General features: G+C 73.3%; 8 protein-coding genes. 4 read left to right on the top strand and 4 right to left on the bottom strand.

Going from position 1 to position 11,567, the window contains the following annotated elements; genetic code table 11:
- Positions 1 to 1,051 (bottom strand): serine/threonine-protein kinase (locus tag D7X55_RS26165; protein ID WP_233610070.1); only part of this gene is annotated, 1,051 nt, incomplete at its 3' end.
- Positions 1,052 to 1,378: 327 nt separating this feature from the next.
- On the opposite strand from D7X55_RS26165, the gene D7X55_RS26160 reads away from it, so the two are divergent.
- The 3 genes from D7X55_RS26160 (at position 1,379) to D7X55_RS26150 (ending at position 4,572) form a co-directional block, all read left to right on the top strand.
- Entirely contained in the window at positions 1,379 to 2,659 is a 1,281-nt protein-coding gene (locus D7X55_RS26160; RefSeq protein ID WP_121724498.1) for an amidohydrolase family protein, read from the top strand.
- A 67-nt stretch (positions 2,660 to 2,726) separates the two neighbouring features.
- Entirely contained in the window at positions 2,727 to 3,287 is a 561-nt protein-coding gene (locus tag D7X55_RS26155; RefSeq protein ID WP_120550875.1) for a peroxiredoxin, read from the top strand.
- A 223-nt stretch (positions 3,288 to 3,510) separates the two neighbouring features.
- On the top strand, positions 3,511 to 4,572 hold the full coding sequence (locus tag D7X55_RS26150) for a glycosyltransferase (RefSeq protein ID WP_121724497.1): 1,062 nt from the start codon (positions 3,511 to 3,513) through the stop codon (positions 4,570 to 4,572).
- Between the two features lie 3 nt (positions 4,573 to 4,575).
- Here the strand turns inward: D7X55_RS26150 and D7X55_RS26145 are convergent, their stop codons facing one another.
- Together D7X55_RS26145 and D7X55_RS26140 are read right to left on the bottom strand one after the other, a co-directional pair.
- Positions 4,576 to 8,133, bottom strand: a complete 3,558-nt coding sequence (locus tag D7X55_RS26145) for a hypothetical protein (protein ID WP_121724496.1) — start codon at positions 8,131 to 8,133, stop codon at positions 4,576 to 4,578.
- 57 nt (positions 8,134 to 8,190) lie between these two features.
- A complete protein-coding gene (locus D7X55_RS26140) occupies positions 8,191 to 10,302 on the bottom strand; it encodes a chloride channel protein (protein WP_233610069.1) in 2,112 nt (703 codons plus the stop codon).
- 177 nt (positions 10,303 to 10,479) lie between these two features.
- Between D7X55_RS26140 and D7X55_RS26135 the strand changes: the two genes are divergently transcribed.
- Positions 10,480 to 10,920: a peroxiredoxin gene (locus tag D7X55_RS26135; protein ID WP_120550879.1), complete on the top strand. Its 441-nt coding sequence runs from the start codon at positions 10,480 to 10,482 to the stop codon at positions 10,918 to 10,920.
- 14 nt (positions 10,921 to 10,934) lie between these two features.
- Here the strand turns inward: D7X55_RS26135 and D7X55_RS26130 are convergent.
- A partial coding sequence (locus tag D7X55_RS26130; RefSeq protein WP_121724494.1) for a DUF1109 family protein occupies positions 10,935 to 11,567 on the bottom strand: 633 nt, incomplete at its 5' end.

Here is an 11,567-nt window from a genome sequence, read left to right as displayed (position 1 = left end):
ACACCGTATGCATGCCCAGGGGCGGAAGGGGCCGGGAGACCCCGGGAGCGGGGGCCGGCGGAGGCACGGGCCAGGGCGGAACCCCCTGCACCCCGAAGGGCGGCAGCACGTCCCCGCCCGGCGCTCCGCTCGAATTGGAGGGGTCCGCGAGCCTCGCCCGGCGCAGCGTCAGCCGCTTGGGGTCGGTGTCCGGCGGAAACAGCGCGTCCAGGTACGCGGCCACCTGCGCCGGCGCGGCGACCTCCGCGGGCCCGCCCAGCAGTTCGATGGCGGCGATGAACGACTGGAGGCTGTCGAAGCGCGCCGCCGGGTCCTTCGCGAGCGCCTTGAGGCACACCGCCTCCAGCGCCTGCGGCACCGACGGGTCGAACGCCGTGGGCGGCCGGGGCTTGCCCTCGGAGATGCGCGTCAGCACCTCGTCGGTGGACATGCCGGTGAAGGGCCGCCGGCCACACAGCTGCTCGTAGAGCATCACCCCCGCGGCGAACAGGTCCGCGCGGTGGTCCACGTCGCGGCCGGCGATCATCTCCGGCGACATGTAGAAGAACTTCCCCTTCAGCGTCCCGGGCTCCGTCCCCGACCCCAGCGCGTCCGCCTTCGCGATGCCGAAGTCGATGACCTTCACCGCGCCGTTCACCCCGACGTGGATGTTGTCCGGCGTGAAGTCGCGGTGGACGATTTTCAGCGGCCGTCCCGCCTCGTCCACGGCGCGGTGCGCGGCATCCAGCCCCCGGCACGCCTCCACCAGCACGCGCAGGGTGATGCCCAGGGGCACGCGCTGGCCGCGCTCGGCGGCCTCCTGCCGCACCTCCGCGAACGAGCGCCCCTCCAACAGCTCCATGGCGATGAAGGGCTCCGCGCCCTCCATGCCCAGCTCCAGGATGGACACCACGTTCGGGTGGCGCACCTGCGCGGTGATGCGCGCCTCGTTGAGGAACATCTGCACGATGCGCCGGTCCACGACCAGGTGCGGCATCAGCCGCTTCACCGCCACGGCCGGACCGCGCTGTCCGTCCGGGCTGATGGCGCGCGCCAGATACACCTCCGCCATGCCGCCCGTCGCGATGCGCGAGCTCAAGCGGTAGTGACCTGCCCAGGAGACATCGGGTTCCGACACCAAGGTGGCGGCAGTCTACGGGCCCGCGCCCCCGGCGCCCAACGTCATGACGCGCCGCCTGCCTGCCTGTCCTTGGTCCACCCCGGGCATGCCCACCGTGTTGGGGTGGCCGGGACGAGGGGTGTGGGTGCAGGGATGTGTGGTCCCGATGACGGAGAACGGCCCGGGAATGCTAACGTTCCGGGCCTCAAGCGTGACCCCTAAGGGGAGGGGGTCGCCTTCACGAACCTCGCGTACCGCACGCGGATGCTGGGAGGGATGTTGGGCACCGTCCTCAAGGGTGGTTTCGTCATCGAACTGGAGCCCGCGTCGGTGGAGCGGGTGGACCTGCGCATCGAAGGTGAGCGCATCGTGGCGAGGGGCGAGGACCTGACGCCCGGCCCCGACGACGAGGTGGTCGCGCTGTCCGGCAAGCTCGTGTTCCCGGGGCTCGTCAACGCCCACCACCGGCTGGCCTCCGTGCTGTCGCGCGGCCTCAACCGCCCGACGCCCACGTCCTACCAGGCCCTGCTGGAGCAGGTGCGCTGGCCCTTCGAGAACGCGCTGGACCTGGACGCGGTGCAGGTGGCCGCCACGGCGGGCGGCCTGGAGTCCATCCAGTGCGGCACCACCACCCTGTTTGATTTGCACGCCTCGCCCAAGGCGGTGACGGGCTCGCTGTTGCGCTCGGCGCGCGGCCTCCATGAGGTGGGCGTGCGCGGCGTGCTGTCCTACGCGGTCACGGACCGCATGGGCGCGGTGGGCCGGGAGGAGGGCCTGGAGGAGACGGTCAGCTTCGCGCGCAAGGCCCGGGGCCGCTTCCGCGGGCAGGTGGGCGCGGGCCCCTGCTTCACGCTGGGCGACGACGCGCTCCAGGGCCTGGGCGAGGCGCTCAACACCACCGGCACCGGGCTGCACTTCCCGCTCGCGGAGGATCCGCTGGACGAACGGCTGTCCACCGAGCGCCACGGCAACCCGCCGGTGACGCGGCTGCTCACCAGCAACCTGCTGTCGCCCCGCGCCATGGCGGCGCACGCGGGCCACCTGGCGTGGGCGGACCTGGCGCAGGTGCTGGCCACGGGCACGTGGCTCTTGCACACGCCGCGCTCCAACCAGGGCCAGGAGGTGGGCTACGCGCCCGCGCTGAAGTTCGGGGCGCGCGCGTCGCTGGGCACGGACGGCACGTCGCCGGACATGTTCGCGGAGGCGCAGGCGGCGTACCTGCGCTCGCGCGAGGCGGGGCAGACCATCGACGTGCTGCGCTACCTGGCCAACGGCCACCGGCTGGCGTCGCAGGTGTTCGAGGCGGCCATCGGCCCCATGCGCGAGGGCGCGCTCGCGGACCTGCTGGTGCTGGACTACCTGTCGCCCACGCCGCTCACCGCGGAGACGCTGGCGTGGCACGTGGTGCACGGGCTGGGCAGCCGCCACGTGGAGGCGGTGATGGTGGACGGCGTGTGGCGCGTCTGGGCGCGCCGGCCCCTGTCGGTGAACCCCACCGTGGTGGCCGAGCAGTCGCGCGAGGCCGCCGCCGCCGTGTGGGCCCGCATGGCGGCGTCGTAGGAGCTTGGGGGCGCCTGGGGGCGCTCGGGAGCTTGTCGCGGTGTCCGGGGCCCGTTAAGTCCCGGGCATGCTCAACTCCCTGCTCGTCGTCGGATGGCTCAGCGCAGCGATTCCCCAGGTCGGTGAGACCGCGCCGGACTTCACGGTGAAGGACACCGCGGGAACGACCTACACGCTGTCGGAGATGGTGAAGAAGGGGCCCGTCATCGTGGCCTTCTTCCCCAAGGCGTTCACCAGCGGCTGCACGAAGGAGCTGACCGCGTACCGTGACCGCTACAAGGACATCGAGCAGGCGCAGGGCCAGGTGCTGGCCTTCTCCACGGACGACGCGGAGACGCTGACGCGCTTCAAGGCGGAGCTGAAGGCGCCCTTCGTGTTCATCCCGGACCCGGACGGCAAGGTGGTGGGCGCGTACGACGTGAAGATGCCGGTGGTGACGGTGTCCAAGCGCTACACGTTCGTCGTGGGCGAGGACCGCAAGGTGCTCAAGGTGAGCGAGGGCAAGGACGCCATCGACGTCTCGGGCGCCATCGCCGCGTGTCCCCTGCGCAAGGGCGCAGCCGCGAAGCCCGCGGCGGCTCCGGCGGGCACCACGCCCCCGACGCAGGCCGCGCCCGCGACGAAGTAGCAGGGGCTCGGACACGGGCCCCTGGCCCGAGGGACAGGGGCACGGTCCCCTCGCGGACGCCGGCGTGGCACGCGCGGGCGGGAGGCCGGCCGCGCCGTTGAGGAGTTCACGCGGCACGAAGCCCGCTGGCTTGTCCGCCCGGCGCCGGGCGCGATAGCCCTGGGGCGTGCCGCGCGTGGAGCTTCCTCCCTCCGCCGGGCGGGGGGCGTGGAGGCCCGAGCGGATGGACATCGTCTTCCTGGGCCCCGCGTGCCGGGCCCACGCCGGGTCGTGGGCGGACACGGCTCCCACGCAGCTCGCGCAGGCGCTGAGGCGGCGCGGACACGCGGTCCTCTTCCTGGAGCACTCAGGCACCCCGCGGGAAGAGGCGCGGGCTGTCACGCCGTACCTGGACCTGGCGGACCTGCACGCGCGCTTCCATTCGAAGGTGCGCCGCGCGGACCTGGTGCTGGTGGACGCGGACGTGCCGCAGGTCACGGACGTGAGCCGCTGGGTCACGAACACGGCGGGCGGGCTCACCGTCTTCTGGGACCGGGACACGCCCCGGACGCTGGCGCGGCACGCCCTGCGAGAGGACCCCGGCTGCATGACGCCGGAGCTGTTCATGGGCTACCGGCTCTATCTCTGCTCCAGTGGAGGCCCGGTGCCCCGTCAGCTGGAGCGCGAGTGGAGCGTGGCCCGGGCGCGCGTGTTCCTGCCCGGAGTGGACGCGGAGCACTTCGCGCCCGGAGGCGGGAGGACGCGCTGGGACCTGGGGCACGCCGGGCCGTTGTCGCCGGAGCGGCGGGGGCTCTTGAAGCAGTGGCTGCTGGGCGCCGCGAGAGGCTGGCCCGAGGGGCGCTTCGTCCTCGCGGGGACGTTGTCGGCGGTGGATGACGCCTGGCCCGCGAACGTGGCGAGGCACGCGCCGCCGCCGCTCCAGGAGCACGCTGGCTTCATCGGAGCGCAGCGCTTCACGCTGGCCCTCTCCCAGGCGCGGCACACGCCAGGCCCGGACCTGTTCGAGGCCGCGGCCTGTGGAGCGGCGCTCCTCTGTGACCCGTGGCCGGGCCTGGAGGACGTCTTCGCGCTGGGTGACGAGGTGATGATCGCCCGCACGGACCAGGACGTGCTGCGCTGCCTGCGTGAGATGCCGGAAGCAGACCGGCACCAACTGGGCATGCGGGCCCGGGCCCGCGTCCTGGCCGAGCACACCGTGGCCCACCGGGCGCTGCAACTGGAGCAATACGCGAGCGAAGCGGAGCGCGGAGCCGCGTGGAGGGCTCCGGCCCGCTCGCTGAGCTGAGCGTCACTCCTGGGGCTTCACCATCTCCCGGGGCGGGAACACGAACTGCGCGGCGCCGGCCACCAGCGGTGAGTCATCCCGCTGGAACATGGCGAGCGCCTCCAGCCGGTTCTCCGTCCAGCCACGTCCATCCGCCGCGTCGCGCACCAGGCAGTGCAGGGCCACGCGCCGCGCCTCCGGACTGGGGCTGTGCGCCAGGTGCGAGCCCACCTCCTCCAGCGCCTCCACCGGCAGGTTCGACACCGCCACCTGGGCCGCCATCAGCGCGTCCGCGTGCAGCCAGCCCTGCTGTCCCATCGCGTCCAGGTGGAGCGCGAAGTCAGGCGGCGCCAGGGCCACCGCCGCGCAGCGCACGCGCAGCGTCGCCAGGCACGGGTCCTTCGTGAGCAGCCCCCCCGTCACCAGTCCATGCACCGCCTGCAGGGGCACGGGCCGCATCTGCCGCCGCGGCTGCAGCAGCGCATCCATCGCGATGCTCAGCGCGCGCCGGTCCGGCGCCACCGCCTCCAGCATCCGCTCGAACAGCGGCACGTCGCGCTCGTCGGTCCGGTACACCAGGGCCCCCATCGCCGCGCGCACCTCGTCGTCATAGGGCGAGGCCAGCCGCGCGCCACAGGCGGAGAGGAACACCCGCTCCCGGTCCTTCACGGACAGCCACATCGCGCGCCGCAGCAGGTCGATGCGCGCATCCGGCTCCGGCCGCGCCAGCACCTTCGCGAGCAGCGCGGACAGCCGCGCGTCCAACGCCTCCGTCAGCCGGTCCGCGGGGATGTCCCCCACGCGCGACGCCATGATGGCGTCCTCGCCGGCGACGGCGCGCTCGAACACCGCCCACGTGGGCTCGCGGTCCAGGTGGTCCCACAGCGCGCGCAACAGCGCGATGCGCACGTCGCGGTGCAGCGGCTTCGCGTCCAGCTCCAGCAGCCGCTCATAGCCCGCGTCCGAGCGCAGCTCGCCCAGCAGGCGCACCACCTCCTTGGCCACCGTGACCTTGGTCAGCGGCACCTCCGCCAGCAGCGACAGCACCCGCGTGACGGGCATGCCGTTGAACGCGCGCCGCAGGCCATAGATGGCGATGCGCGCGCGCGAATCCTCCAGGGCCGCGAGCAGCGTGGGCACGCCCTGGCCCTGGTCGCACCGCGCCATCACCCGCAGGGCCCGCTCCTGCACCGCGGGCCGCTTGTCGTTCGCCAGCGCGAGCAGCGCGTCCATGGGCGCCCAGTCCAGCGCCGCCATCCGCGTCACCGCCGCCAGCAGCGTGGGCGTGTCCCGCTCCAGGTCCTCGCACAGCCGCGCGAGCGCGCGCGCATACGCCCCGTTCTGTTCCGGCGTCCACCGGAAGAACCCCGAGTCGAACGGCAAAATCCAATGCGTCGCCCCCGTGGCGAACTGGCCGGTGATGACGGGCGCGTCCAGGTACGGTCCCAGCAGGTCCTGCCGGCGCCGGTGCAGGAACTCGCGCACCACGGGGATGGCGATGGCGCTCTCGTCCTTCTTGAGCAGGGCGGGGAGGATGCGGTCGAAGTCCTTCACCGCGCGGTAGCGCAGCACCCACAGCGCGTTGCCGGACGGCTTGCCCAGCCGCAGCGCCACGCGCTCCAGCTCCTCCACCAGCTCCCGGTGCAGGGGCAGCCCGCGCTTCTCCGTATGCGCCAGCGCCACGACCTCCTCGTCCCAGCCCCGGTCCCGCCAGCGGCGCAGCGTGGCCGCGAGCGTGGACTCGAAGCGCGGCCGGTCCTCGCGCGACAGCCACTGCGTCAGCGCCAGCGCCAGCCGCTTGTCCGGCCCCGTGTCGCGCACGGAGACGAGCCAGTCCGACAGGCCCGGCACCAGCGCCGCGCGCTTGCCCAGGCTCGCCGCCAGCTGGAGCAGGGGACCGCCGCGCTCACGCTCCGCCCAGCTCTTCGCCAGCGCCAGCAGGTACGGCGCGGCCCGGCGCACCTCGTCGTCCGTCAACCGGTGGCCCAGCCCGCCGTCCTGGATGCTCCCGCGCTCCTTGAGGAAGGTGCCCAGCCACTGCGCGCCCCACGCGGGATCCGCGCCGAAGGCCCGCACCAGCAGCCGCTCCGCGGACTGCGCCGTCGCCATGGACAGGTCCGCCGCGTCCAGCGCGTCGCGCAGCATCCGCCCCAGGGCCTCGGTGTGCTCGGCGCGCCACATGCGCCGGGGCCACGAGGCCAGCGCCTGCAGCATCACCCCGCGCACCGGGTCCTGTTCGTTCTTCCGGGCCAGCACCGCCGCCAGCGCGGGCGCCACCCACGCGGGCTCGTCCGGGCGCAGGCCGGGCAGCGCCAGCAGGGCGCCCAGTCCCTCGCCGCGCATGGCCGCGTCCGGGTGACCCAGCGCGCCCTTCAGCACGCCCAGCGCCTCATCCCAGGGCAGGAAGCGCGCATAGGCGATGCGCTTCTCGGCGCGGGTGCCCAGCTGCACCACCTCGTGCAGGTGCCGGCGCGCCTCACGCTCGCGCAGGTCCACCGGCAGGTGCCGCACGTACTCCGGAGCGATGACGCCGTCGCTGGTGCGGGCCCCCACGGTCCAGCGCGAGTAGACACTCTCGCGCAGGGCCGGGTCCGCGATGCGGGCGATGAGCGGCGTGCCCCACGCGGGCGCGCGCTCCACGGACGCGGCCCAGGCCTCGGTGAGCGTCTGGCGCAGCGGCTCCGTCAGCTCCTTCAGCGCGTCCTCCGCGCGGCCCAGCAGCGTCGGGTCGCGCTGGACGGCCCACGTCAGGGTTTCGGCATCCAGCGCCGCCAGGGACTTCGCGAACAGCAGGTGCGGGAGGAACGCGGGGGGATGCCGCCGCACGAGCGCCACCAGCCGCACGGGGCGATGCCGCGCCAGCGTCCGCAAGGCGTATTCGTCCGGCGGGATGCCCCGCTCCAGCAGCACGGCCAGCAGCGACTCCGCGAGGTCCGGCGCCCGCTCCGCCAGCCACCCCATGCCCCAGGCCAGGTGCTGCCGCGTGACGGGGTCCGGCTCGCCCTTCACCGAGCGCAGCTGCTCCAGCAGCACCTCGCCCAGCACCTGGGGCGCATGCCGCGCCAGCCGTGCCCAGAACCGCTGGCTGGGGCGCTCCATCGCCCGGGCCAGGTGCCGGCGCAGGCTGGCCTCGGTGGCCAGGGGCACCGTGTCCGCGAAGGTGACGTGCTCACCTCGCGCCGCCAGCCCGTCCAGGAACGCGTCGATGACGGCGTGCCGCTTGCGCTTGCGCAGCTGGTGGATGACGGTCTGCTCGCGGCGCATCCCGTGCGCCATGCGCAGCGCCTCCAGCGCCTGCGCGTCGTCACAGGCCAGCGACACCAGCTCGAAGGCCAGCGCGCGCACGCGGAAGGACTCGTCCGCGGTGGCCTTCAGCACCGCCGCGCCATCCCGGCGCGTGAACTGGGCCGCCAGGGCCAGCCGCCGCTCGGAGGCGTCCCCCCGGGCCAGCGCGTCCAGCAGCGCCTGCGCCTGCGGGTCCGTCCGGGCCCTGCGTCCCAGGTCCACCATCCGCCGCACCCGGGCATCGTGGAACGTGGAGGACAGCTCGGCGCGCAGGGAGGACAGGGCGGGGTCGGACATGGCGCCCAAGGATGCCCGCTCCCCGGGTTTCCTGACAGGCCCAGCCCTCCCGGGGGTTCAGTGCGTCGCCTCCGTGGGCGTGACGGGGTAGTTCCCCGTGTTGTGCGCGCGCGTGTGCTGCGCGAAGAGGAAGCGCCGGACGGCGGCGCGGGTGATGAGCCCGCAGGGGGACAGCCCCAGCACGGGCGCCACCGGCAGCGCGTCCACGTCCTCCAGGTCCATCACCTGGAGCGCATGCGCCAGGTCCGAGTCCGGCGCCAGCGCGGGCAGCTTGCGCGCCAGGTCGCTGGCCACCAGCAGCGGGTACATGGACTCGTCGCGCCACACCTCGCGCAGCTGCTCGACGTGCACCGTGCCGTAGAGGTTGCCCTGCGTGTCCAGCACCGGCAGCGTGCCGGCCTCGGCCGTGAGCAGCTGGTCCGTCAGCGCGCGCAGCGGCGTGCCCGCGGACACCGCCGGCACCTCCGTCATCAGGGCCCGCACGTGCGTGGCCGCCAGCAGGTCCTCGTCGCTCTGCACCTTGGGCGCCGTGCGCTCCGTGAGGAAGTGGCACACCGCGGACGCGATGGTGCACGTCACCATCAGCGGCAGGATGATTTCGTGGCTGCCGCTCAGCTCGTACAGCATCATCATGCCGGTGAGCGGACCGCGCGTGAGCGCCGCCACCGCGCCGCCCATGCCCACGATGGCGTACGCGCCGCTGGGGCCCGTGGCATGCGGGAAGAAGTAGTGCACCAGCGTGCCGAACGCGCCGCCCGCCATGGCGCCAATCAGCGCCGCCGGGAAGAACGTGCCGCCTGAACCGCCCGAGCCGATGGTGAGCGCCGTGGCCACGAGCTTCAGCACGCACGCCGTCAGCAGGAAGAAGAAGGGCAGCTGCCCGGCCGCCGCCAGGTTGATGTAGTCGTTGCCGCTGCCCCACACCGTGGGGCTCAGGAACACGAGCACGCCCGTGCACAGGCCGCCCAGCGCCGCGCGCACCGGCAGCGGCTTCTTGCCCAGCCACGGGGACAGCTTCCCGCCCATGCCGCCGTGGAAGAAGTGCTCCACCCCGTGCAGCAGCTTCACGAACGCGAACGCCAGGAGCCCGCACCCGATGCCCAGCGCCGCGTACGCGAACACCTCCGAGCCGCTGACCAGCTCGTAGTTCACCCGGTTGAGCAGGGGTGCTTCGTCCAGCACGCCGCGGCTCACCAGCGTGCCCGCCACGCTCGCCAGGATGATGGGGGAGAACACCCGCAGCTCGAACTCGCGCAGGATGATCTCCATCGCGAACACCGCGCCCGCGATGGGGGCGTTGAAGGACGCGGAGATGCCCGCGCCCGCGCCGCACGCCAGCAGGATGGACAGCTCCTTGCGGCTGAAGCCCAGCACCCGCCCCACGCTGGACGCGAACGCCGCGCCGCCATAGACGATGGGGCCCTCGCGGCCCGCGGAGCCGCCGCTGCCAATGGTGATGGCGGACGCAATCAGCTTGAGCAACCCCCGGTCCGCCGGCACCACGTTGGCGCCGCTCTTCACCGCGCGCACCACCTCCGGAAGGCCGTGGCCGTGCGTCTCCGGCCGGTCGCGCAAAAGCCGCCCCACCGCCAGGCCGCCCACCGTGGGCGCGATCAGGATGAGCCACCAGGGCAGGTGCGGCAGCGCGGAAGCCAGGTTGTGCGCGTGGCCGAACACGGCGTTCACGGCCGCCAGGCCCACGAGCGGGTAGTAGAGCGACAGCGCGCCCAGCGTCAGCAGGGCCAAGAGGCGCAGCCGGCGCTTCACCTCGTCACGAGGGCCGCCCGGGTCAATCACCCGCGCCAGCAGGAGCGCGCCCAGCGCCAGCGGCACGCCCACCAGCGCGTATTCCAGGTGCCAGCGCGCGGAGGCGAGCGACTCCATCAACGTGCGCAGCCGCTGCGGCTTCAGCGCCGCCGCCAGCTCCGCGGCGCTGAACGTGATGCCGCTCATCACGCCAATGAGGTTGGAGAAGATGCCCGCGGCCAGACCGCTGTAGAGCCCCACCACCGCGCCCGCGATGGGCAACACCGAGGGGGTCGGCAGGCGGATGCGGTTGGACGCGCCCAGCAGGAAGTAGATGAGACGGGAAAGGTGCTGCCGCGCCCAGAGCGTGAGCGCGGCCATCCGCTGCGATGAAGCAGGCGGAGGTTCGTCGGAGGTGTTCATTTGGTGCACCTACTAAACGGAGGTGGCCGGTGGGTTTCAAGCCTCTTGAAGCTGTCCACCCCCGGGCGCCGTCCGGCTGCACTCCACTCCACACATCGTCCGAGCGGTGCTCGGCCGCACGCACCGGGAGCGTGCTACGACGCCCCCGGTTTCCACCCCATGAAGGAGGCATCGCACATGCTCAAGCAGGGAGACGTGGCGCCGGAGTTCACCGTGCAGGACTCGGAGGGGAAGACGCACCGGCTGTCGGACTACCGGGGCAAGAACGTGGTGCTCTGGTTCTACCCGAAGGCGGACACCCCCGGATGCACCGCGGAGGGCTGCTCCTTCCGCGACCACAAGACCCAGTACGAGGCCAAGGGCACCGTCATCCTGGGCATCAGCTTCGACACGCCGGCGGAGAACCAGGCCTTCTCCCAGAAGTTCGGCTTCAACTTCCCGCTCCTGTGCGACGTGGACCGCAAGGTGGGGCTGGCCTACGGGGCCGCGGATGACGCCTCGGCCCCCAACGCGCGCCGCGTGGGCGTGGTCATCGGGCCGGACGGCCGCATCAAGGAGTGGCACGCGAAGGTGGACGCGCGCGCCTTCCCCCAGGAAGCGCTGTCGCGGCTCCAGTAAGGCGCCAGAGCCCTTCAGGGCGCGTAGGAGCGGGACGGCAGGCGTGAGCGGACGAGCACCGCCACGCCCGCCAGCGCGAACCACGGCAGCACGTGGCCCAGCATCAGGTGACCCGCGGAGCCGTCCGGACAGTGCACGTGCAGCACCAGCAGGCTCACCCCCGCGGAGGACAGCCCCGCCGCCAGCGCCCGCACGGGCTGGAAGGCGGAGCGGCACAGCAGCACGAGCACCAGGGCCAGCGGCACCACCGACAGCGCCACCTCCGCGCCCATGCACCCCAGGGTGCCCGCGAGGAACGGCCGAACCTGCACCCCCGAGCGCCCGAACACCTGCGCCAGCGCCACGGCGAGCGCGCCCACGGCCACCAGTGAGAGGGGCCAGGTGCGCTGCCTGGGGGCCAGGGCCACCAGGGCGCCGCCGCCCACGCTGACGACGATGAGCAGCGCCACCAGCGCCACGGCGAACGGCGACGCGGAGTTGAGCAGCATCCCGTGCCGGCCCACCACGAGCAGGCCCACCACGCCCACGCCCAGGTAGGTGGCCAGGAGCACCGCCACCTCCCTCCACCACGGCGTGGGCAGGGGCTGGGCGGCCAGCTCCGTCAGCGACTGGCGCCGCGTCTCCTCCAGCTTCGCTTCATTGATGGG

The organism is Corallococcus sp. AB049A (assembly GCF_003668885.1).
GTDB classification, from domain to species: Bacteria; Myxococcota; Myxococcia; order Myxococcales; family Myxococcaceae; genus Corallococcus; species Corallococcus interemptor.
Note: the sequence above shows the minus strand (reverse complement) of the source record. Positions and strands in the feature narration are given on the sequence as shown.

Coding starts and splice junctions, on each gene's coding strand:
- D7X55_RS26155 (WP_120550875.1), top strand. CDS start 2,727: ATGCTCAACTCCCTGCTCGTCGTCGGATGGCTCAGCGCAGCGATTCCC.
- D7X55_RS26140 (WP_233610069.1), bottom strand. CDS start 10,302: ATGAACACCTCCGACGAACCTCCGCCTGCTTCATCGCAGCGGATGGCC.
- D7X55_RS26150 (WP_121724497.1), top strand. CDS start 3,511: ATGGACATCGTCTTCCTGGGCCCCGCGTGCCGGGCCCACGCCGGGTCG.
- D7X55_RS26145 (WP_121724496.1), bottom strand. CDS start 8,133: ATGTCCGACCCCGCCCTGTCCTCCCTGCGCGCCGAGCTGTCCTCCACG.
- D7X55_RS26135 (WP_120550879.1), top strand. CDS start 10,480: ATGCTCAAGCAGGGAGACGTGGCGCCGGAGTTCACCGTGCAGGACTCG.